At 36.9% G+C, this 21,726-nt stretch carries 25 protein-coding genes; 22 read left to right on the top strand and 3 right to left on the bottom strand.

Annotated elements, in window-relative coordinates; genetic code table 11:
• Positions 1 to 11 precede the first annotated feature (11 nt).
• Both RGF10_RS16700 and RGF10_RS16695 read left to right on the top strand, forming a co-directional pair.
• Positions 12 to 908, top strand: coding sequence for an acyl-ACP desaturase (locus RGF10_RS16700; RefSeq protein ID WP_318503899.1), 897 nt, complete (start codon positions 12 to 14; stop codon positions 906 to 908).
• A gap of 22 nt (positions 909 to 930) precedes the next feature.
• Positions 931 to 1,134, top strand: coding sequence for a hypothetical protein (locus RGF10_RS16695; RefSeq protein WP_318503897.1), 204 nt, complete (start codon positions 931 to 933; stop codon positions 1,132 to 1,134).
• 362 nt (positions 1,135 to 1,496) lie between these two features.
• On the opposite strand, the gene RGF10_RS16690 is transcribed toward RGF10_RS16695, so the two are convergent.
• Positions 1,497 to 2,009 carry a DoxX family protein gene (locus RGF10_RS16690; protein WP_318509539.1) on the bottom strand — a complete coding sequence of 171 codons (513 nt, stop codon included), beginning with the start codon at positions 2,007 to 2,009 and terminating at the stop codon, positions 1,497 to 1,499.
• Between the two features lie 321 nt (positions 2,010 to 2,330).
• Between RGF10_RS16690 and RGF10_RS16685 the strand changes: the two genes are divergently transcribed.
• From RGF10_RS16685 to RGF10_RS16625, 13 genes are all read left to right on the top strand, one after another.
• Entirely contained in the window at positions 2,331 to 3,248 is a 918-nt protein-coding gene (locus RGF10_RS16685) for an HD-GYP domain-containing protein (protein WP_318503895.1), read from the top strand.
• On the top strand, positions 3,245 to 3,541 hold the full coding sequence (locus RGF10_RS16680) for a hypothetical protein (protein ID WP_318503893.1): 297 nt from the start codon (positions 3,245 to 3,247) through the stop codon (positions 3,539 to 3,541). Before RGF10_RS16685 ends, RGF10_RS16680 begins: the two co-directional genes overlap by 4 nt.
• A 409-nt stretch (positions 3,542 to 3,950) precedes the next feature.
• Positions 3,951 to 4,748: an HAD family hydrolase gene (locus RGF10_RS16675; RefSeq protein ID WP_318503891.1), complete on the top strand. Its 798-nt coding sequence runs from the start codon at positions 3,951 to 3,953 to the stop codon at positions 4,746 to 4,748.
• A gap of 117 nt (positions 4,749 to 4,865) precedes the next feature.
• The gene (locus RGF10_RS16670; RefSeq protein WP_318503889.1) at positions 4,866 to 5,684 is read left to right on the top strand and encodes a Cof-type HAD-IIB family hydrolase; all 819 of its coding nucleotides are present in this window, start codon (positions 4,866 to 4,868) and stop codon (positions 5,682 to 5,684) included.
• A gap of 54 nt (positions 5,685 to 5,738) precedes the next feature.
• Positions 5,739 to 6,119, top strand: coding sequence for a VOC family protein (locus tag RGF10_RS16665; RefSeq protein ID WP_318503887.1), 381 nt, complete (start codon positions 5,739 to 5,741; stop codon positions 6,117 to 6,119).
• A gap of 36 nt (positions 6,120 to 6,155) precedes the next feature.
• Positions 6,156 to 6,734: a maltose acetyltransferase domain-containing protein gene (locus RGF10_RS16660; protein WP_318503885.1), complete on the top strand. Its 579-nt coding sequence runs from the start codon at positions 6,156 to 6,158 to the stop codon at positions 6,732 to 6,734.
• 278 nt (positions 6,735 to 7,012) lie between these two features.
• Positions 7,013 to 9,196, top strand: a complete 2,184-nt coding sequence (gene katG / locus RGF10_RS16655; RefSeq protein ID WP_318503883.1) for a catalase/peroxidase HPI — start codon at positions 7,013 to 7,015, stop codon at positions 9,194 to 9,196.
• Between the two features lie 223 nt (positions 9,197 to 9,419).
• Positions 9,420 to 10,214 (top strand): GNAT family N-acetyltransferase, encoded by a 795-nt coding sequence (locus RGF10_RS16650; RefSeq protein ID WP_318503881.1) that lies wholly within the window; start codon positions 9,420 to 9,422, stop codon positions 10,212 to 10,214.
• A 224-nt stretch (positions 10,215 to 10,438) separates the two neighbouring features.
• Positions 10,439 to 11,014, top strand: a complete 576-nt coding sequence (locus tag RGF10_RS16645; protein WP_318503879.1) for a LysE family translocator — start codon at positions 10,439 to 10,441, stop codon at positions 11,012 to 11,014.
• Between the two features lie 25 nt (positions 11,015 to 11,039).
• Positions 11,040 to 11,816 carry a helix-turn-helix domain-containing protein gene (locus RGF10_RS16640; protein ID WP_318503877.1) on the top strand — a complete coding sequence of 259 codons (777 nt, stop codon included), beginning with the start codon at positions 11,040 to 11,042 and terminating at the stop codon, positions 11,814 to 11,816.
• A gap of 151 nt (positions 11,817 to 11,967) precedes the next feature.
• Positions 11,968 to 12,900 carry an MBL fold metallo-hydrolase gene (locus RGF10_RS16635; RefSeq protein ID WP_318503875.1) on the top strand — a complete coding sequence of 311 codons (933 nt, stop codon included), beginning with the start codon at positions 11,968 to 11,970 and terminating at the stop codon, positions 12,898 to 12,900.
• Positions 12,901 to 12,925: 25 nt separating this feature from the next.
• Positions 12,926 to 13,303 carry a hotdog domain-containing protein gene (locus RGF10_RS16630; protein ID WP_318503873.1) on the top strand — a complete coding sequence of 126 codons (378 nt, stop codon included), beginning with the start codon at positions 12,926 to 12,928 and terminating at the stop codon, positions 13,301 to 13,303.
• Positions 13,304 to 13,433: 130 nt separating this feature from the next.
• Positions 13,434 to 14,027, top strand: coding sequence for a peroxiredoxin (locus RGF10_RS16625; RefSeq protein WP_318503871.1), 594 nt, complete (start codon positions 13,434 to 13,436; stop codon positions 14,025 to 14,027).
• A gap of 299 nt (positions 14,028 to 14,326) precedes the next feature.
• Here the strand turns inward: RGF10_RS16625 and cspC are convergent, their stop codons facing one another.
• Positions 14,327 to 14,527, bottom strand: a complete 201-nt coding sequence (gene cspC / locus RGF10_RS16620) for a cold shock protein CspC (RefSeq protein ID WP_010331195.1) — start codon at positions 14,525 to 14,527, stop codon at positions 14,327 to 14,329.
• Positions 14,528 to 14,737: 210 nt separating this feature from the next.
• Positions 14,738 to 16,219, bottom strand: coding sequence for a MocR-like pyridoxine biosynthesis transcription factor PdxR (locus tag RGF10_RS16615; protein WP_318503860.1), 1,482 nt, complete (start codon positions 16,217 to 16,219; stop codon positions 14,738 to 14,740).
• A gap of 106 nt (positions 16,220 to 16,325) precedes the next feature.
• Here RGF10_RS16615 and RGF10_RS16610 point away from each other — a divergent pair, with 106 nt between their 5' ends.
• The 7 genes from RGF10_RS16610 to RGF10_RS16580 all read left to right on the top strand — a co-directional run bounded on the left by RGF10_RS16610 (position 16,326) and on the right by RGF10_RS16580 (position 21,714).
• Entirely contained in the window at positions 16,326 to 17,108 is a 783-nt protein-coding gene (locus tag RGF10_RS16610) for a PhzF family phenazine biosynthesis protein (protein WP_318503859.1), read from the top strand.
• Positions 17,109 to 17,161: 53 nt separating this feature from the next.
• Positions 17,162 to 18,439 (top strand): MFS transporter, encoded by a 1,278-nt coding sequence (locus RGF10_RS16605; protein ID WP_318503858.1) that lies wholly within the window; start codon positions 17,162 to 17,164, stop codon positions 18,437 to 18,439.
• A gap of 231 nt (positions 18,440 to 18,670) precedes the next feature.
• Entirely contained in the window at positions 18,671 to 19,363 is a 693-nt protein-coding gene (locus tag RGF10_RS16600) for a hypothetical protein (RefSeq protein ID WP_318503857.1), read from the top strand.
• A 70-nt stretch (positions 19,364 to 19,433) separates the two neighbouring features.
• A complete protein-coding gene (locus RGF10_RS16595; protein ID WP_318503855.1) occupies positions 19,434 to 20,105 on the top strand; it encodes an alpha/beta hydrolase in 672 nt (223 codons plus the stop codon).
• A complete protein-coding gene (locus RGF10_RS16590; protein ID WP_318509537.1) occupies positions 20,066 to 20,383 on the top strand; it encodes a prolyl oligopeptidase family serine peptidase in 318 nt (105 codons plus the stop codon). The genes RGF10_RS16595 and RGF10_RS16590 overlap by 40 nt, the downstream gene beginning before the upstream one ends.
• 163 nt (positions 20,384 to 20,546) lie before the next feature.
• Positions 20,547 to 21,221 carry an acyltransferase gene (locus RGF10_RS16585; protein WP_318503854.1) on the top strand — a complete coding sequence of 225 codons (675 nt, stop codon included), beginning with the start codon at positions 20,547 to 20,549 and terminating at the stop codon, positions 21,219 to 21,221.
• The gene (locus RGF10_RS16580; RefSeq protein WP_318503852.1) at positions 21,181 to 21,714 is read left to right on the top strand and encodes an acyltransferase family protein; all 534 of its coding nucleotides are present in this window, start codon (positions 21,181 to 21,183) and stop codon (positions 21,712 to 21,714) included. Before RGF10_RS16585 ends, RGF10_RS16580 begins: the two co-directional genes overlap by 41 nt.
• Positions 21,715 to 21,726: the final 12 nt, after the last annotated feature.

The following is a 21,726-nucleotide window of genomic DNA, read 5'->3' as shown; positions in this document are numbered from 1 at the left end:
GAGAAAATCTAATGTTAAATTCTGATTTGGATGCACGCTTAGAACCACGCATCAAAGAGTTATATCAATTGCATAAGGAGCGTTCTGCAAATATTGACTGGAGTTATCACGAATTTATTCCATGGGACAAGGCCATGTCCTTTAAACGAGTACCTTGGGATGAAAGTCAAGTATCTCTTCCCAAAGGTGTAATTGTCGCTATTGAAACAGCCTTACTTACTGAAGTAAATTTACCTTGGTATACTTCGCATTTGGATTATACCTTTAAAAATTCCATGGAAGTAATAAATGATTTCGTACACACTTGGACAGCTGAAGAAGACCAGCACTCGAACTTGCTTGAAACGTATTTACTGGTGACTCGAAACGTAAATCCCACAAGACTGCACGAATTAAGAAGACGAGTAGTCGAAAATGGCTGGTTTCCAGACTTTACGAACCCACTAGCAACCATGGCCTATACCTCATTGCAAGAGTTAGCCACACTCGTTTTTTATAATAATGTAGCGAAAATAGCGGCTCCCCACGATAAAGATTTAGCAACGTTACTTCGCCGTTTAGCGAAAGATGAAGCACTTCATTATGCATTCTATCGCGACACGGTGAAAGCACACCTTGAACTTGATCCGAATTTCATTGTTTTTTTTGAGGATGTTATTATTAATTTCACTATGCCAGGCGCTGTTATGCCAGATTTTAACGAGAGAATGAAAACCATAGCAATCGATGCGAATTATGGCCCACTACAATTCTTTGATCAAGTATTAGATGTAATTGTGACATATTGGGACATTGCTAACCTCCAGCCTACTACCGAAGAGGCCAAACAATCACAAGCGAATATATTGAAATATCATGGGCGTTTAAAAAGAATTAAAGAGCGCCAACAGACAAAAAATAACAGGTAATTGGATGAAGGGGTTTTTTATCATGAAAACAACTTGCGAATTATGTGGGAAAGAAACGAAAGATAAAGTTAGTTATTTAGAACTTGAGACGTGGGAGTTTGATTTTCTGAAGAAGGAGAAAAAAGATTTTTACTCAATTTGTTTCGATTGTTTTGACAAACATACCAATCAATTTATTGACAAAGAAATGGATCATGAATTGAGAAAAAACGTTCTCTTTCGGTGAATAGAGAAATACAGGAAGAAATCGAGGAAATTCTTGAAATCGAAAGTTAAAATTACGAAACTTAGAATAAATATGAAACTCGGGAGAAACCGAAAGTTCCAGCTGCCATAATTTGGTGGCTTTTTTCTGCGTTGTTCTAACAAGGAAAACATTTTTTTGATATGCGTGGATTGTTTTTTTTTACAGGGGCAGTTTCGTACATGACCGCAAAAGGTTATTTCTTAAGAAAATGGAAAAACCCCTGCCTGGTTTAAAAGGCAAGGGTCGTCTATTAAGCATCTTAGTAGGTCCTGAAACGAATGCCCTTTCCAAAAAAAATTCGATTGAATTAAAGGAGAGGGGTAGTTCAATTACTTCCAATCTTATGCATTTTCCGTAATGGTATCACCTTTTTTAAAAATAGTTTTACGGATGAATGGGATTACCCAACGATCTAGACCGAATTTTCCAGCATTGTAACCAGAGAAAAGAATGATTGCCCCAATGAAAAGGTCGGTTGGGATATGAGAAACTGTTCCTGCTAAGAAGAATGCAAAGTTCATCACAAGTCCAAAGAACATTGCTGCAGTTGTTAAACATCCAAGAATAAGTCCTAATCCTATTAAAAATTCTCCTAGAGGAACGATTGTATTAAAAATATCGACATTTGGAAGAGCAAAATTTTCTAAGAATGATACATACCAGCTGTAGACAGCATTACCGTCTGGACCTTTAACTGGATTGGCAATGGCATTTGCCAAAAATCCTGACGCATCAAATGCTCCGCTTGATAATTTACCCCATCCCGCGGTCAACCAAGAATAACCAATAAACAAACGAAGCAGGGTTAAAATTCCTGCAGCAATTGTATTTTCTCTTAACCATTTAACCATGATAAACACTCCTTAAAAGCTTTTAGTTTGTTTCCTTAACACATTGAAAATGTTATATTTAATTCGAGATATTTTAAAGTAGGATTTGTTGGTTTTCACATTTCTGTAATAATTATTTGAACATTATTTAACAATATAGCCAACAGGTTTCTAAAAATGTTGGATTGTAGTAAGCGGCAGGTTTAAGAACATGGAAGAGAGAACTGTCTGTCAAACAAACGAGTGAAAGAAAACAAAAATTGTATGTCAACTCACGAACCAAAGTGTTTGGTGGATTATTATGTGATAAGATAAATAAGTAAATTCTTATTAGGGGTATTCTATATGAGCAACCAATATGAAAACAGTCCAATTGATACCGTGATTTTTAAAGGCTTAAAAATTTCGCTTTTGGGCTCTAAAGATGGAACGGAAGTAATCAAACATGAAATCATAAAAGGCCAAAGCTGGGGCTTAACACCTGAAGAAGGTTGGGAAGCTCTTGAGTTTATATTTATTATAAAAGGTAAAATGACCTGCAAGAAAGAGACGGGAGATCTCGTTTTAGAAACAGGTGATCATTTAAGTTTATGCCCAGTTAAAGATTTTTTATTTTTTATTGCTGATCAAGATACAGAATTTTTATACGTTACATCTCAGCCTGTTTTTTATCGATATAGTGCTATAACGAGAAAATTAATGGATTTGGCAGTAGATGTTGAACAGAAAGATGGCTATACCGCTGACCATTGCGAAAGAATCATGAGGCTATCGATGAAGGTAGGATCAGAAATGAATCTATCCAGTCGTGATATGTATGTCTTAAATTGTGCATCCTTCTTTCATGACATCGGGAAAATAAAGGTTCCGATAGAAATATTAAATAAACCGACTAAATTGACGGATGATGAGTGGGAGATTATTAAGCAGCATACGACATTTGGAAAAGAAATTTTGGAAGAAACGAATGATCCTTTGCTAAAAGCGGCTGGAAAAATAGTTGAACAGCACCATGAGAGATGGGATGGAAAAGGATACCCGTATGGTTTAACTGGCGACAAAATTGACATTAGGGCAGCTATTATATCTGTTGTGGATTCCTTTGATGCGATGACGTCCGATAGAGTATATCGAAAAGGTCTTTCTGAAGAAATAGCGTTTGAAGAAATTAAAAAAAATAGCGGAAAAATGTATAATCCGAAAATTGTTGATATTTTCCTTAAGATATATGACAATAATTTTATGGGAGGTGAAAAAATATGAAAAAAATTGGATTAATATTAGCAGCAATTTTAGTATCTCTTGTTCTTTTTGCAAGTCAAGGAAGTGCAGAATATTTACCTGAAAATGATACGTATATTGAGATTAACACAAATGGAAATTTGGAGCATTTTCCATTAGATTCTAGTAAAGCTCAAGATATGTTTGATCATCAAGAAGGTATCCGTGACAAAGTTGAACAGATCACAGGCAGAGACGTTGATCGTTCATACATATGGATTATTCTTGATGGAAAGACGATTGTAGCTGCCGATCCACCAGTACCAGGATGTTAATGGTTTTTAATTGAAAAATTGCAAATCATATTCTCACATTGTTGTATATGCTGAAATGCATAACATTGTGGGAGTGTGATTTTTTTATAAAAGAATAAACATTTTTATAAATAACTAAAACTATTATTCATCGATAATGATTTCCGAAATTGAGCAAATGTTTTTGTTATTTCAGTAAAGAGTTTGAGAGTGGAGCTGCCGATTAAGGTAGCTTTTTTCTTTTTTTAAGTGATTTTTTAAAGTTGTAAATTTCTGTTAAGAAACACGACGTTACATTCTTGTAACAACTGACTAAAGTCGGTAATTAAAACTAAAAGCTCTTTACCTCTTACCCCTCCTCTAAAAAAATCGTAAAGTATTTTTATAGTTGAAAACAAACTTAGAAAATACGTAACTAGGGGGACTACTTTTGATTAAATTAGTGTTAACCGATATGGACGGAACGTTTTTAAATAATCATGGTGATTTTAACAGAGAACTGTACAAGGATGTAAAGGAGATAATGAAAGAAAAAGGTGTTATTTTTGCACCTGTTACAGGCAAGCAATGTGAGCGTGTTGAAGAGTTATTTGGTGCTGATGCAAAGGATTTATGGATTTTAGGGGATAGCGCAACTCGGATCAAGCATAACGGTGAATTTGTTTATGAATCTCTACTTAGCAATAAATTAGGGTTGGAAATAATCCGTTTACTCGAAGAAATAAGTTTAGAACACACCATTATTGCGTGTACAAGAAATGGTGCGGTCATAAAAGACAATATTCCACAAGAAGAGGCTGCTATTGTTAGAAGGTCCTATGCGCAAGTAAGGCAAGTGTCTGATTTTAATGAACTTACGGAGAATTTTGTAAAAATTACGATCCACGACCCACAATTAAGATGTATGAAAACAAGAGAAAAACTATCTCCGTTTTTTGAATCAGCTTATATTGTCGCATCTGAAGCTGCCTGGATTGATATTGCCAATGCCAATGTTCATAAGGGCACGACCGTTGAACACTTGCAGCAATTATTGAGTGTTACGCCTGAAGAAACAATGGCGTTCGGAGATGGTTACAATGATTTAGAATTGATGACGCGCGCTACGTATAGCTTTGCTGTTCGAAATGCAGTTCAAGAATTAAAGGATGCGGCGAATTTTATTACACGTTCAAATGAAGAAGATGCTGTCATGAAAACCATTATGAAACTGTTATCTTTACAATAAAAAGGGAAATATAGGATTAAAAAGTATTTTTAACGATTCTATAAAGAGGATTCAAAGTGAGGGTAAACCTAATCTAGGTTACCCTTATGTCTGTTACTTAAGTAGGAGGGCACCGGTGTGACGATAAAGCTCATAGCAGTAGATATGGATGGAACTTTTCTTAATGACAAAATGAAATATGATTATGAGAGATTCACCAATTTATATGAAAAAATGAAGGAAAAGGGTATTCGTTTTGTTGTTGCTAGCGGAAATCAATATTATCAGTTGAAATCGTTCTTCGGGGAAATTCAAGATGAAATAAGTTATGTTGCTGAAAATGGGGCCCTTGTTGTGGACCAAGGACAGGAAGTATTTTCTGTTGATATTCCTAAGAAGGATGTAAAACTAATATTGGAAGAGTTGATAACTCATAAAAAATTATCAGTTGTGGTGTGTGGAAAAGATAGTGCCTATGTGTTGGAGAGTGTCTCTGATCAATTTTTTGAAACAATGAATAAGTATTATCACCGATTAAAGAGGGTAAAAAGCTTGGAACTGGTTGATGATCAAATATTAAAGTTTGCATTAGCTTGTCCAGAGGAAGAAACGATTGAATTAAGAGATTTACTTCATAGCAAATTAGGTTCAATCATAACACCTGTCTCGAGTGGGCATGGGAGTATCGATTTAATTGTACCTCGTTTTCATAAAGCCTCTGGGATACAATTGTTGCAACAAAAATGGAATGTAGAAGACGATGAAACGATGGCTTTTGGCGACGGTGGCAATGATATTGAAATGCTGCAGCATGTAAAGTATGGGTTTGCAATGGAAAATGGGAGCAACGAAGTAAAACATATCACAAAATATATAGCGCCATCTAATAACGAAAGTGGTGTATTAGAGATCATTGATCAATATTTTGCAAACCAAGGTCCATTTGATAGAAAGTGAATTCGTTTATTGGGGAGACTAAATCCTATTAATTCTTATGAGGAGCTGGACGAGATGAGGATCGAGCACGTGGCAATCTGGGTTAAAGATATAGAAGCTATGAAGAAGTTTTATGTTACGTACTTTAATGGGAAAGCAAACGAGAAGTATCACAATAAAGATAAGGAATTCCAATCTTATTTTCTCACGTTTGACGGGGGTGCACGTTTAGAAATTATGTGTAAGACAGGCATAGATAAGCCAAGTCAGGATGATAGGATTGGTTGGGCTCATATAGCAATTTCACTGGGGAGCAGGGAATCCGTCGATCAAACAACCGCTCATTTACAAAATAATGGTTTTCGTCTTGTTAATGGTCCTCGTGTGACTGGCGACGGCTATTATGAAAGTGTGATTGAAGACCCGGAAGGCAATCTTTTAGAATTAACTGTATAACGTTCAAGACATCCAAAAGGATAGGGGGTTGTAAATGTGAAAACAGAAAAACAAAAAATGGTGAATGGTGAACTATATAATTCTGCCGATCAAGAATTGCTTAGTGAAAGAAAGAACGCTAGAAGATTAACTAGATTATATAATGAATCCCTCGAGAGTGATGACAACAAAAGAATTGAATTATTAAAAGAATTATTTGGAACCACTGGTGAAAATTTTTTCATAGAGCCAACGTTTCGCTGTGACTATGGCTATAACATCCATATTGGCGAAAATTTTTATGCAAATTTTGAATGTGTTTTTTTAGATGTTTGTGAGATTCGGATTGGTGATAATTGCTTTATTGCACCAGGGGTACACATTTATACTGCGACTCATCCGCTTAATGCAACCGAAAGAATATCTGGTGCAGAATATGGAGTCCCAGTAAAAATAGGTGATAATGTCTGGATTGGCGGAAGAGCGATCATTAATCCTGGTGTTAAAATAGGGAACAATGTTGTTATTGCTTCAGGGGCGGTCGTAACAAAGGATGTGCCAGATAATGTGGTGGTCGGGGGAAATCCTGCGAAAATTATAAAGGCAATATCAAATAATTTAACATCGAAAAAATAATAGTGCTCCGTAGAGTATAAGCATTTCTTTGTAATGAGAAGTGCTTTTTTCTTTTTCTGATCTAAATAAATGGTTATAAAAGTAAAATATTAACTATCGTCATTCAGCTGAATCTACTATGAAAAGCTAAAAAAGAACTCCAAAATGTTCATGATTTGTAACATAATTCAATCATGTAATAAATAGTTTAATATTATGATAATTTCGTAAGTTATTTTACGAATAGAGAAATAATCATTTTCTGCTTAATTTTCATAGGATGGAGAGGAGAAAAATAAATGGAAGCTAAAGACACTGCTAATGTTGGAAAGTGCCCGATAACTCATGGAGGAGCTACTAGTAATACATCTAGTGGTACGACAAATAGGGACTGGTGGCCAAACCAGTTGAACTTGAATATTCTACATCAGCATGATAGAAAATCCAATCCTATGGGGGAGGACTTTGATTACGCAGAAGAATTTAAAAAGCTAGACTACTATGCTCTTAAACAGGATCTTCACAATCTTATGACAAGCAGTCAAGATTGGTGGCCAGCAGACTATGGGCATTATGGTCCATTCTTCATTCGTATGGCTTGGCACGCTGCTGGAACTTACCGTACTGGTGACGGTCGTGGTGGCGGTGGAACAGGCAATCAGCGTTTTGCTCCACTCAACAGTTGGGCTGACAACGGGAACCTCGATAAAGCACGGCGACTGTTATGGCCGATTAAACAAAAATATGGGAACAAGATTTCTTGGGCTGACTTATTGCTGCTAACAGGGAATGTTGCGATTGAATCAATGGGCGGCAAGACTTTTGGTTTTGGAGGCGGACGAGCAGACATTTGGCATCCGGAAGAAGACATTTACTGGGGTGCAGAAACTGAAATGCTTGGTGATAACCGTTATACAGGTGATCGAGAACTTGAGAACCCACTAGCCGCCGTTCAGATGGGCCTTATTTATGTAAACCCAGAAGGTCCAAACGGCAATCCAGATCCGCTTGCAAGTGCTCGCGACATTCGTGAAACCTTTGCGCGGATGGGAATGAACGATGAAGAAACCGTAGCACTCGTTGCTGGCGGCCATACTTTTGGTAAGGCGCACGGTGCAGGAGATGCAGCACATGTTGGTCCAGAACCAGAAGCTGCTCCGATTGAAGCACAAGGTTTAGGCTGGTTGAGCACACACGGCAGTGGTAAAGGGCGTGACACCATTACCAGCGGTATTGAAGGTGCCTGGACAGCTAATCCAACACAGTGGGACAATGGTTACTTTGTTCTTTTATTTGGATATCAGTGGTGGCTGACGAAGAGCCCTGCCGGTGCCTATCAGTGGCTCGCTGTAAATCCTGATGAGAAAGATCTGGCACCAGATGCAGAAGACCCATCTGTTCGTGTTCCGACGATGATGACCACTGCGGATATGGCATTGCGTTATGATCCAGAATACGAAAAGATTTCTCGGCGTTTCCATTTGAATCCAGAAGAGTTTGCAGGTGCATTTGCTCGTGCATGGTTCAAATTATTACACCGTGACATGGGTCCACGCTCAAGATATTTAGGACCAGAAGTTCCTGAAGAAGAACTTATCTGGCAAGATCCTGTACCAGTAGTTGATTATGAGTTAACAGTTGATGAAATAGAAAAGATTAAAACGATGATCCTAGACTCTAGGCTTACAATTAGCGAGTTAGTCACAACTGCTTGGGCTTCAGCAAGCACCTTCCGTGGCTCAGATAATCGCGGTGGCGCAAATGGAGCTCGCATCCGTCTTGCTCCACAGAAGAATTGGGAAGTGAATCAACCGGAACAGCTTACGAAAGTTCTTAATGTACTCGAGGACATTCAAAGTCATCTAGATAAGAAAGTCAGCATTGCCGACTTGATTGTTCTAGGAGGTAGTGCCGCAGTCGAAAAAGCTGCACAAGATGCGGGCTTTGACGTAAAGGTTCCTTTTGCTCCAGGACGCGGTGATGCATCAGATGTGCAAACTGATGCAGAAAGCTTTGATGTACTAGAGCCTGTCGCTGATGGTTTCCGCAACTATCTGAAGAAGCAGTATAGTGTAAGTGCAGAAGAGCTTCTCGTTAACAAGGCACAGCTGCTAAACCTAACTGCACCGGAAATGACGGCACTTGTTGGCGGTATGCGCGTTCTAGGTACAAACTACGGTGGGACAAAACATGGCATATTCACTGATCGAGTAGGCACACTAACGAACGACTTCTTTGTTAACTTGCTCAACATGGGGGTTGAGTGGAAGCCTGTAGATGGAGGCCTATATGAGGGACGTGATCGCAAAACAGGTGAAGTAGTGCGTACTGCTACTAGAGTTGACCTAGTGTTTGGTTCAAACTCAGTTCTACGGGCCGTTGCAGAAGTTTATGCCCAGGATGATAACAAAGAGAAGTTTGTGCGTGACTTTATCTCTGCTTGGGTCAAGGTAATGAATGCAGATCGATTCGACCTAAATTAACTATTTAAAATAGAAATACATTCACAGAGCCTGGATACTTCACAGATGATAATACACTTGATCGAAGCACCTTACGAGGGTATCTAATCTCAACTCAGCCTAAAGATGAGGCAAATGAGTTTTGATTCAGAAGCACTAGTGAGGTGCTTTTTCATTTTTATAACATTTCTTACAACTCCAAAGTATTACTACCAAATTAGAGCAACAAGGGGGAGAAATCAAAATGATAAGAAGACTAAATAAAAATGATGAAGAGGTTTGTTTTAAATTGATAAAAAACAGACCTGCAGAAAACTTATTTATAATTGGTGACATTGAGGCATATGGATTTGAACAGGATTTTCAAAAGCTTTGGGGAGAGTTTAACGAAAACGGTGACCTTATAGCCGTTTTGTTGAAATTTGAGGAGAACTATATACCATTTGCAACAGAATCATTTAATGCCAAAGGTTTTGCTGAGATAATGTCAAATGACCCTGCTTTTAAGATGATGTCTGGATTACGGGATATAACTGAACAAATTGAGCTCTACTTGAATCAACAACTTAAACTTAAAAGAAAAAGACAAACCTACTATGCTAAGTGCACAAGATTACATACAGATATTGTTGATTATTCAAATGTTCAAAGAGCACTTCCACACAATGTGGAAAAACTTGTACAATTAATAAACTCGGTTCCTGAGTTTAGTGAATCAACTCTAACAGTAGAGCGAAAACTTCGAGAACTAAAGGATGAGACATCACGATCATTTTTTATAGAATCCGATGGAATCATCGTATCTGCAGTATCAACAGCTGCAGAAAATTCAATTTCAGCCATGGTTGTAGGAGTAGCCACTTTAGAAAGCCATAAGAAAAAAGGATACGCTACCAAGTGTATGCTCAAACTTTGTAGTCAACTTTTAGCAGAGGGAAAGGAACTTTGCTTGTTCTATGATAATCCTAAAGCTGGTGCAATTTATAAACGGATTGGGTTTGAGGATATTGGGTTCTGGATGATGTATACATATCGTTAAATGTTGGGTTTAATAGGCTTTTCTGAATCAAAAAGGAACGCTTTTTGCTATTAAAGTATCAAGGAATAATGAAGACTATATCAAACTTGTAAATTACAATAAATTGAAATTAAGGAATACGTTCTATGGGGTTTAACTTTCTATAATCCCGCAATAATATACTATATGCGATTTACATTTAAGATGTATATTCATATGAGACTATTTTGAAAGGAATTTTTCTCATGAATATTACATCTTTTTTAATTTACTGTTTTATTGTTACTTTTACGCCAGGTCCGACTAATATCGTTATTTTATCCACAGTGCATAATTGGGGGCCAAAAAAGGCAATGGAATATACGTATGGAGCAACAATTGCTTTTGGTTTATTACTTGCTATTTCTGCAATGTTAAATACTTTGCTTCTAACGGTCATACCAAAAATTTTAATTGTTATGCAGATAATCGGAAGCTTTTATATGCTTTATCTTGCTTTTCAAATATATAAAATGGATGCATCACAGCCAAATGTAAATGAAGCTGCTACTTTTAGGTCAGGTTTTCTAATGCAGTTTTTAAATCCAAAGGTGGTACTGTTCACAATGACTGTAATTCCAAGCTTTATTTTGCCCAACTATATCGAAATACCAGCTGTGACAATGAGTGTTTTAGCTATAACTCTTATTGGATTTTTGGCATTTATTACATGGGTACTTTTCGGTACAATTTTTAAGAACTTTATTCAGAATCATAGTAAGATGGTTAATGTAATAATGGCATTATTTTTAACATATTCCGCAATAATGATTTGGATGTAGGTAAGTTAATGTAGAGGTGATCGTAATGAACAAATTTATCTATAAAAAATCGGTAGGTATTACTGCGTTGTCTGCGAGTATTACTGATTTTACGTACAAAAAGCACGCTCACCAGGAGTATGCAATAGGTGTAACATTGCGTGGTATTCAACACTATACCCTTGATGGAAGCTTACAATTATCCTATCAGAATGGCGTAATGCTTTTTAATCCAGAACAGGCACATGACGGGATGGCACATGATGCGGTAGGTCTGGATTATATAATGCTTTATGTTGAACCACAATTAATTACAGAGGTCACCGAAAAAAAGGATATTATCCGTTTTTCAACACCAGTTGTATATGATTATCGACTTCAACAAAGAATTTTACGTCTTTCTAATGCAATATTGTGCGAAAAAGATGAGGCTCTGTGCATTGAATTATTCTTATCCCTAACAGATAACCTTATTCAAACTGATGTTTCTATAGAAAATAAGAAAGATAATGTTCTTATTAGAAAAGCTAAGGATATACTGCATAACAACCTTCAAACTGTACTTAAACTTGATGAAATCTGTAAGGAGCTTGATTTATCGAAGTTTCAGTTTATCAGATTATTCAAGGCTCATACTGGAATTTCGCCATACCAATACTTTCTTAACTGCAAGATTGAACAAGCAAAACATATTATAGAAAAAAATGGGGATATTTATTCGGCAGTAGCGCAATGTGGTTTTGTTGATTTAACCCATCTAAATAAACATTTTAAAAGTGTATACGGAACAACGGCATTTGAATATAAGTCACAATTATATTAAGGGGGGGTTTTTTATTTTAAATATTTAGAATATTTTGTATAATAATGATTGAACGTTCATTCATTATTATTTATTCGTCAAATATAAGGAGGATTGGCTTATCAAACAATCTAATATTATTTTCTTTGAAAGAAAGTTTCCAAGTGCAAACATGGTCCTTATTAAGGATGAGTTACCCATCCTTATTGATACTGGTTTCGGGAGTGATGTGAAAGAAACTGAACGATTAATTAAAGAAGCAGGTCTTTCACCCGAAGCGTTTCACCTTATTGTGAATACACACTATCATAGTGACCATGTCGGGGGCAATTCTCATTTTCAAAAAAAATATGATGTTAAGATTGCGGCTCATAAATGGGAGGCAGATTTAATTAATACCTGTGATCCGGAAGCGTGTTGTGCAGAATGGTTAGATCAACCTGTAGAACCTTATCAAGTTAATACAAAGTTATCAGATAACGAAGAGATTAACACTGGAAGTAGGATATTGAAAGTCTTACACACACCAGGGCATACATTAGGTCATATTTCCTTATATGAACCTGAAACTGAGATATTGATTTGCGGCGATCTCTTTCACAGGAATGATATTGGATGGTTAAATAACTTTCGAGAGGGTGTTTCTTCTATCCAACGATCTATAGAAAGTTTGGAGCGTTTGTCCAAGCTACAGATCAGTCAGGCCTATTCAGGGCATGGACCGCAAATTGAAAATCCTTTAGTAGCAATTGATACAGCAAGAGGAAGATTTGTAAAGTGGCTTCAAACACCAGAAAAAGTGGCATGGCATGCCTGTAAGCGAATTTTTGCCTTCACACTAATCATTAAAAACGGATTGGCAAAAGAAGAAATCGATGACTACCTACTAAATTGTGGTTGGTTCCAAGATTTTGCACGCTACTCTTTTCAGTATCAGCCAGAAGAATTTATTCAAATTCTGCTTGATGAAATGATTCGTTCTGGTGCTGCAAGCTGGCACAATAATTATTTAATCGCTACTACATCATACCAAGCTCCGCGAAAGAACTGGAATAATAAGAACGTAAAACCGAAAGATTGGAAAACTCAAGATACTCTTATTTAACAAAAAGTCTTTAGGGGTAATATAAATGTCAGTAACAGTAGGAGATATCATTACGTTTGAACGGACTTTTACAATAAGGGATGTTGAATTATTTACAGAAATATCAGGTGACGAAGGAATTCACCATTTAACCCCAGATGCACAGGGGAGACTTGTTATTCAAGGGTTATTAACTGCAACTCTACCAACAAAAGTAGGTGGTGATCATAATGTACTTGCCCGTAATATGAATTTTGAATTTTTAAGACCTGTGTTTACGGGCGATACAATCATATGTGAAGTGAAAATTGAAAAATACGAAAGGCAAGAAAATAATAGAACAGCTATTGTGGCATCATTCATATGTAAAAATCAGAATGAAAAAGAAGTGTTAAAAGGAGATTTTTCAGGAGTGATACTTTAAATTCCTGAATATACTTGGATAAATGAAAAAGAATTGGAAAGGTGGACACGGAAATTTTAGACACACCATATATTTGTCTCATACATATGGATAAATGAGTTGAACTTTTTGATAAGGAGGACAATGTCATATGTATGAGGACTGTATGCAACCATATTGTGCACAAACAAATGATTTAGCACCTCTGTTTGTGGCAGAAGCTTACGACAATGTAGAAAAGAAAATTAAAGAAATTCGCCTAGAAAGTTATCGCGGAAAATGGGTAATCTTATTTTTTTATGCGAGTGATTTTACTTTTGTTTGACCGACAGAATTGGCAGCGGTCGCTGCTATTTATAATCAATTGAGGTACTTAAATACAGAAGTACTTGCCATAAGTACTGACAGTGTGTATTCCCATAAGGTTTTTACTGAGGTGTCTCCTTCTGCTTCTCAAGTGAAGTTTCCACTATTAAGTGATCGAACACATAAAATTAGTAAAGCCTACAGAGTGTTAAATGAAGAAAACGGGTCTACTTTCAGAGCAACCATTATAATCGATCCAGAAGGAATGATTGTTTCCAAATTTGTTAATCCACCAGAAGTTGGTCGAAATGTTTACGAGATTTTAAGGGTCATTCAAGGAATACAGTATAGTAGAAGGACAGGGGAAGGAGTTTCTGCTAATTGGGTACCAGGTCAATCTGGAATTATTAGGGATCCAAATTACATTGGTAGAATTTAATCGCTACCCAATAATCGTATTTAAGTTAAAGTAAGTGATTCTTATACATTTTCAGTTTTATCGATGGCGATTTTTTTATCTGTCCCTTTCTAATTCAACAATAGGGTGCTTTGATCCAAGAAGGAAAAAGGCTTTTTTTCATAAATTTATTGTGCTCTCTAATTTGATATTGGTAGGAGTAGGTATCGAGTTATTTTTATCCACTTAATATTTGGCTCATTTACAATCAATTAGTATTATACAGTTAATATAAAAAACAGGCTCTCAGAGGAGAGCCTGTTTGTATAATCTAATTAAGATTAAGCTTTTTGAACGTTAGCAGCTTGAGCTCCACGTGCACCTTGCTCAACGTCAAACGTTACTTTTTGACCTTCGTCTAAAGATTTGAAACCTTCACTTTGGATAGCAGAGAAGTGTACGAATACGTCGTCTCCATTTTCACGCTCGATAAATCCAAATCCTTTTTCTGCATTAAACCATTTAACTGTACCTTGTTCCATTTTTGTTGCCTCCTAGTGCATTAACGCACAATGTAATACTATCCTTGCCCAAAGTGATGCTCAAGACGAAAACTCAATATTCATACTATCCTATAACACCGAACAAAAATAATTCTTTCTTATCATAACAGGTTACGGAAGATAATGCAAATCATGGGGTTAAACAAAAAGATAGATAGTATAAAAAAGCTAGCTGACTTAGAATCTAAATCAAAAATGCGGCGAGCTATCCTGTTTTATTTTTAATTCAATCGTGGATTGAAGGATGTTACAAATGTTTTTCACACCTTCTGTTAATTGTTGTTCATTCATATAAGAAAAGCTTAGTCGTAAATGGTGATTTTCTTGTTCTGTAGGGTAACAAGCTGACCCAGGTAAAAAAGTGATTTGTTCTTTCTTAGCTTCTATTAAGATGTGATCAGTATTTATCCAAGAAGGAAGAGTGAGCCATACGTTTAATCCTCCTTTTGGAATGAACCAAGAAACTTCATCAGGTGAATGTTGTGACAAAATTTCCAGAACATGATCACGCCTTATTTTTAGTGCTGTTCTTAATTTTTTTAGATGGTCCATCATTCTTTTTGAAGTTATAAAAGGAACGATGGCTTTCTGTGTAAGTAAAGGACTCCCTAAATCAGTGTTAGCCTTTGCAGCTAATAGGCGTTTGAATATAGAACCAGAAGCAGCCAAAATGGCTATTCTACAACCAGGAGCTAATATTTTGCTTAAACCTTTCAAGTAAATGACATGACCGTCTTTGTCCAGACTTTTTATTGATGCTGGAGGCTTTCTTTCAAAATAGATTTCACTACATGGATCATCCTCAATCACTATGCACTGTGTACTTTTAGCAATCTCAAGAATTTGTCTGCGGCGTTTCGTGGTCATTACAGCACCAGTTGGATTGTGAAAAGTGGGGATTGTATAAATGATTTTTGGATTATATTTATCACACAAATTCTGAAGTAAATCAACTCTCATTCCATCACTATCAACAGGAACGGTAAGAATGATAGCACCTCTTCCGCGAAATACATCAATAGCTCCAGGATAAGTGGGGGCTTCCATGACTACCACATCACCTGGTCCAACGAATGTACGAGCAATGAGGTCAATCCCTTGTTGAGAACCACTTGTAACTAAAATGTTATCAGGTGAAGTTGATAGCTCCATCCTTTGTAAATACTCAACCATTGCCTGCCTAAGTACTTTATCACCTTGAATCTCACCATACTGTGAGAGAACTTTCGGGTTAACAGAAAGCATTCTATTAATCTCTTGCTCTAAATATCGATTAGGTAGAAGTCCGGGATCAATCATATTAGATGAAAGATGAATCTTTTCAGGGACTTGATGAAAACGAGCAAATTGAGACCTTGGTAAATAATCTTGAACGGAAAGCTGCCAATCGAATGAAGAACTGGTTCCTTCTTTCTTTTCTTTTCCTTCCATTTTTGTCTTTCTTATAAACGTTCCTTTCCCTTGTACAGACGTGATAAATCCATCCTGTTCTAGCTTTTGATAAGCCTTTACTACCGTAACTAAACTTACCCCCAGCTGTTTTGAGAGCTCGCGTACAGAAGGTAATTGTAAATCTTCTTCTAAGAGATTGGAACGGATATGATCGAGAATCGAATGGTATATTTGTTTTGTTAATGAAATGCCAGAATTCCGTTGAATTTCAATATGCATAAGCCTTTCTCCTTTAAGTGTTATACATGGGAGTTGAGTGTTATATATAATCAGATGTAAACTACCCTTAAATTATTAAACAGATTATAACACTGGGGGAAATAAGATGAAATATTATGTAGTCGATGCATTTGCAGAAAAGGTTTTTGAAGGAAATCCAGCGGGGGTTTGTATTATGAATGATTGGATTTCTGATGAACTAATGCAGAATATAGCCATTGAAAATAACCTATCGGAAACAGCTTTTGCAGTAAAAGAAGGAGAATTTTATCGACTGAGATGGTTCACGCCTGGAGGAGAGATTAACCTTTGTGGGCACGCAACGTTAGCAACAGCATTTATCATCCTGGAATTTTATGAAAAGCAATTGGAATCTGTCATGTTTAATACAATGAGTGGAGAATTAACTGTATCTAAACAAAATGACTTGTATGAACTGGATTTCCCTTCTGTTCCTTCAGAAGAAATTTCTGTTACTGAGCAAATGATCCGCGCTTTGGGGCTTGTGCCAAAAGAGACATTCTTAAATAGAGATCTCGTATTCATACTTGAGTCCGAGGAAGAAGTGATAAACATAAACCCTAATTTTGCACTATTAGAAAGATTACCTGAAGGATTGGGTGTTTGTGTTACGGCTCAAGGTAGCGATTATGATTTTGTTTCTCGAGGTTTTTTCCCTAAGCTAAAAGTAAATGAAGATCCCGTAACAGGTTCCTTACACTGTGGTTTAATTCCGTTTTGGGCAAATAGACTAGGAAAAAAGGAAATGGTGGCTAGACAATTATCAAGTAGAGGTGGAACGCTTTATTGTAAACATGAAGGAACACGAGTGAAAATGGCTGGAAGAGCAGTTCTTTATTCTGTAGCTGATCTAAATTTAGGGATGTAATATTCGCTTTAGTTTGGTCTGGATTTATTTTTACATGACAACGGGGTGATGGTTTGAAACGTATTCATTATAGTTGGGTTATTTTATTAGTCGCTTTTTTTTCGATTCTTATAGCAGGGATAATCCGTTCATCATCAGGAGTCTTCATTGTCCCTTTTGAAACCGACTTCGGATGGGAACGCTCAACGATCTCATTTGCTTTTGCGGTAGGGCTTCTACTATACGGTATATCTGGTCCTTTTATGGCGGCTCTAATAGAGGTAATCGGCGTTAAGAAAATGATGATTTTTGCCATGACAACGTTATTGGTTGGGGTGTTGCTCACCTTTATTATGGTGAAACCTTGGCAATTAATCTTGATTTGGGGAGTTATTATAGGCTTGGGTTCAGGGTTATTCCTAACTGTATTAAGCCCATATATTGCGAATACATGGTTTGAAAAAAGGAGAGGGCTCGCACTGGGTATTTTAACAGCCAGTACGGCAACAGGACAATTAGTCCTTCTTCCAATACTTGCGATCATTGTAGAAACGCATTCATGGAAATGGGCCATGGGCCTGATCCTAATTCTTTGCGTCATAATTCTATCAGTCATCCTATTATTTATGAAAAACTCACCAAAAGAAATAGGTGCCCTTCCATATGGGGTAGAAGTGGAATTGAGTGTGAGTGTGAGTGAAATTGTCGAAAAGAAAAACCCTGTAAGTATTGCCTTTATGACGTTATTTGAAGTGGTAAAAGTCAAGGAGTTTTGGTTGCTAGCGGTAAGCTTCTTTGTCTGTGGACTTTCGACCAGTGGTTTAATTGGCACTCACTTTATTTCTTATTGTATAGGATTTGGTTTTACTGCGGTTGCAGCTGCATCCATGCTTTCATTGATGGGAGTGTTTGATTTAATAGGTTCGACTCTTTCTGGTTGGCTATCTGATCGATTTGATAATCGATGGTTATTGTTTTGGTATTACGGTTTGAGAGGAGCCTCACTTGTATTCCTCCCATTTGCACTTTCTAAAGGGTCAATGACGCTGCTTATTATATTTTCGGTATTTTATGGTTTAGATTGGATTGCAACAGTTCCTCCTACTATTAATATCTCAAGGCAAATCTTTGGAAAAGAAAAAAGTGTAATCGTATACGGATGGATATTTGCATCTCACCAATTAGGTGCAGCGGTAGCAGCAGGTGGAGCAGGGGTCATTTATAACATTTTTAACTCCTATTCATGGGCGTTTACTCTAGCAGGAATATTTTGTATAGTAGCAAGTCTATTTGTGGTAGTGATAAAGAAGCAACGTATTGAAGTTAAGATTCAATCAGATGTAGCTAAATAAGTTAATGTTAAACTGTTGTGAGGCTGACTCAAAATGATCGTAAATCAACGACATTTTGAGTCAGCCTCTTATTCATATCAATAGCATTACTGTAAACAAAAAATGTTTAAGCTCCTGCATATGATATTTTCCATTTTAGGGGATAACTAACTAGGGACGAAGAAGAAAACTAAGCGGATCTAAGGGTAAGCACTGCCCTTTACATATATGGAATAATCGGGAGGCTAACCAATGAGAAGAATAAATCCTGGTTCCGTCAATTCTTATATTCGGTATGGGAATCTAAAAATACCAAAGAGTATTCAAAGTGAGTGTCCAGAATGCCGAAAGACAACTGAATTTATGCTGAATGCAAATTTCCAAAGCAACAAGAATGGATTGGTAACCGAGGCTTGTTGTCCAACATGCAAGAAATCAGCTGTTTTTATTATTATGACAAAGGATGTTCTTGATGAACAGGGGGAACATGCCGATACCTACATTTATGACATCGAAGCATCCAAACATCCTGTTAATCAAATTGAAAGTCTTCCTAATATCCCCAAGGATCTTATCAGAGCCTATCGTTCAGCTATTAATGTTCATCATTCAAGAGAAAATCCAGCAACGGCTGTTATGTCTAAGCGCGTGATAGAAAGCATACTGAAACATTTTCTAAAGGAAAAAAGTAAGAGCCAGCCCTTATCTCAGCAGCTGGAAATGCTGCCGAATCATGTGGACCTCGCTAGGCCCATTCAAGCACTTAGTCATTTATTAATTCAAGATGGCTCGTTATACAGAATGCTAGAGCTAGAACATGAAATTGATTACGAAACGACCACATTATTAATGGACCTACTTGAAAGCATCATTGAATATCTGTTTGTATTGCCAGGGAAAATCGAAGTAACGCATAACAAAATCGAGAAAAAATTGAATGTATAATGACAGATTCAACTTTAGCAGCAACTGGCAAATTTTACAGAGCTAAAAATAAATGAAATGGTTGGTATTTATGTTGAAAAAAATTTCACTTTTTGCTGTTTTGATGTTCTTCAGTGTGAGCTTTTGGAGCACAGCCTTTGCTGATAACAAACAGAAAGATAGGGGAATAAAAACCATTGTTTCAAAATCGTTCCAAGATCAGAACGTCGATCTTCTCCCTAATATTGTCTATTCAGAAACAGCGAACAAATCCCTGAAATTGCATTTATTGATTCCGAAGCATCTTGATGAGAACCTTCCTTTAATTATTTTTATTAAAGGGGGCGGCTGGGGCATGCATCATCCGCAAAAGACCTTTCGTTTCATTCCGCAGCTGGTTCCGTTTGCAAAGAACGGATATGTGGTCGCAAGTGTTGAGCATCGAACCAGTCATGACGCGAAATTTCCGGCACAGCTTCATGATATCAAAGCTGCGGTTCGTTATCTGAAGGAAAATGCTGCACGATATCATATTGATCCAGCAAGAGTAGGCGTTTGGGGTAGCTCATCTGGCGGTCATCTTGCAGCCTTGTTAGGGACAAGTGGGAGTGTAGAACACTTAGAGGGAAATGAAGGAACGAGGAATACTTCAAGCAGCGTTCAGGCGGTAGTCGATTGGTACGGTCCCACCGATTTTTCACAAATGAGTAAGTTTCCAGGGAGATCGATTATGATGCTCCGGATTCACCAGAATCGTTTTTAATTGGTGGCCCCATTCAGGAAAATCTTGAAAAGGTGCAACATGCAAATCCGATTACCTATATAACACCTGACGATCCCCCATTCTTAATCATGCACGGTGATAAAGATAAAAGAGTGCCGTATCATCAAAGCGTCCTATTATTTAATGCCTTAAAAAAAGCGAACGTTGATGTAACCATGTACAAAATAAGAGGAGCAGGGCACGGTGGTTTCTCCCAACCCGTAATATTAAATACCGTTCGACAATTCTTTGACAAACATTTAAAGGCTAAAAGGTGACAAGTAGTTGCCCTTTAGACTTTTTTTTATTCATAATCCGTTCTTAATTATACCGAGTTTATTAAAAGTCTCGTAATAAAATGTTCATACTTTTTCGTTTAAATAGATATGAGAGCGAGAATCAGCAAAAAAGAATACACACATAAAGGAGGTATTTTCCAATTTGAAAAAAAACCATTTATATGAAATTGATTTCATGCGAACCTTTATCATGTTTGGGGTTCTATCTGTACACACCATGACCATCTTTACTAACCAAATGGAAGATTGGAGTTTTCCTTCTTTGGCGATGTCAGCAATACACTCATCTATGCATGTAACAAGAATGGCCTTCATGTTTATTACAGGATTGGTCTTATTTGTCACATACTATCAGCGCGAGATGCAGATTCTATCCTTTTGGAAGAAGCGGCTATCCTTAATCGCCGTACCTTATTTGTTTTGGAACATTATTTACATTCTGTTCCGGAGTTTGTATGAACTGAATCAAGACGGTTCATTATTAACATTTCTTAAGGAATTGGGTACTTCTCTCATACAGGGAGATGAATTTTATATTTACTTCGTATTAATCAGCTTTCAATTTTATCTTGTTTTTCCGTTCTTGCTTTACGGCTTCCGTAAATTTGAGAAGTGGCATATTCATATTTTTATTGGCAGTGTCATTTTGCAATTGGCGTTAATGGCCTTCTATAAATTCGCTATTCCACATATCGACACCTCAGGTTGGCCTTATTTGTTATCTCATTATGGGGTGTTTGTTTTGAGCTATCAATGCTGGTTTATCAGCCGGTGGGATGGTCGCATGTCATTACGAAAAAATCGGCCAATTTATTGATAAACATTCTCGAACGATTATAATATCGTTATTTTTCAGTGTAATTATGATGTGGGCATACTATTATTACAATCGCTATTTTCTAATGCTGACTGAAAACAAGGCGCAAGAGCCGCATCAGCCTTTATTTCTTCCATATAGTTTACTAGTGATTGCGGTTTTACTGTTGTTAGGCCGCAAGTGGGCCGCTAAACGGACAGAACTCAAATGGCAGCATTTTAGTCGATACGTGATGCTTGCCTCTAAAACATCATTCGGAATGTTTCTTGTCCAACCGTTTCCGCTGTATGTTGTCAAACAAATTGTTCCGCTCTTTGATGAGATGAAATGGCTTTATGTGCTCCTTTTGCCAGCATCGATTTTGTTTGTTTACTTGTCAGCCATGATAATGTCCTACTGGCTGAATGACACAGCTATTGTTTCCTATGTTGTTGGAAAAAAATCAACATGGATTAACACAACGAAAACAGTGCAAGCCCGAAGTGATTTGTAAGAACCGTTAGGA

The organism is Bacillus sp. T3, from assembly GCF_033449965.1.
In the GTDB taxonomy this organism is placed as follows: Bacteria; Bacillota; Bacilli; order Bacillales; family Cytobacillaceae; genus Bacillus_BU.
The sequence above is the reverse complement of the archived record's forward strand: the minus strand, read 5'-3'. Positions and strand labels throughout refer to the sequence as shown.

Bases quoted from the DNA above. Each gene is read 5' to 3' on its own strand.
- RGF10_RS16630 (WP_318503873.1), top strand. From the start codon at position 12,926: ATGTCAGTAACAGTAGGAGATATCATTACGTTTGAACGGACTTTTACA.
- RGF10_RS16645 (WP_318503879.1), top strand. From the start codon at position 10,439: ATGAATATTACATCTTTTTTAATTTACTGTTTTATTGTTACTTTTACG.
- RGF10_RS16665 (WP_318503887.1), top strand. From the start codon at position 5,739: ATGAGGATCGAGCACGTGGCAATCTGGGTTAAAGATATAGAAGCTATG.
- cspC (WP_010331195.1), bottom strand. From the start codon at position 14,527: ATGGAACAAGGTACAGTTAAATGGTTTAATGCAGAAAAAGGATTTGGA.
- RGF10_RS16650 (WP_318503881.1), top strand. From the start codon at position 9,420: ATGATAAGAAGACTAAATAAAAATGATGAAGAGGTTTGTTTTAAATTG.
- RGF10_RS16595 (WP_318503855.1), top strand. From the start codon at position 19,434: ATGTTGAAAAAAATTTCACTTTTTGCTGTTTTGATGTTCTTCAGTGTG.
- katG (WP_318503883.1), top strand. From the start codon at position 7,013: ATGGAAGCTAAAGACACTGCTAATGTTGGAAAGTGCCCGATAACTCAT.
- RGF10_RS16610 (WP_318503859.1), top strand. From the start codon at position 16,326: ATGAAATATTATGTAGTCGATGCATTTGCAGAAAAGGTTTTTGAAGGA.
- RGF10_RS16580 (WP_318503852.1), top strand. From the start codon at position 21,181: ATGGTCGCATGTCATTACGAAAAAATCGGCCAATTTATTGATAAACAT.
- RGF10_RS16640 (WP_318503877.1), top strand. From the start codon at position 11,040: ATGAACAAATTTATCTATAAAAAATCGGTAGGTATTACTGCGTTGTCT.
- RGF10_RS16700 (WP_318503899.1), top strand. From the start codon at position 12: ATGTTAAATTCTGATTTGGATGCACGCTTAGAACCACGCATCAAAGAG.
- RGF10_RS16615 (WP_318503860.1), bottom strand. From the start codon at position 16,219: ATGCATATTGAAATTCAACGGAATTCTGGCATTTCATTAACAAAACAA.
- RGF10_RS16685 (WP_318503895.1), top strand. From the start codon at position 2,331: ATGAGCAACCAATATGAAAACAGTCCAATTGATACCGTGATTTTTAAA.
- RGF10_RS16635 (WP_318503875.1), top strand. From the start codon at position 11,968: ATGGTCCTTATTAAGGATGAGTTACCCATCCTTATTGATACTGGTTTC.
- RGF10_RS16680 (WP_318503893.1), top strand. From the start codon at position 3,245: ATGAAAAAAATTGGATTAATATTAGCAGCAATTTTAGTATCTCTTGTT.
- RGF10_RS16695 (WP_318503897.1), top strand. From the start codon at position 931: ATGAAAACAACTTGCGAATTATGTGGGAAAGAAACGAAAGATAAAGTT.
- RGF10_RS16600 (WP_318503857.1), top strand. From the start codon at position 18,671: ATGAGAAGAATAAATCCTGGTTCCGTCAATTCTTATATTCGGTATGGG.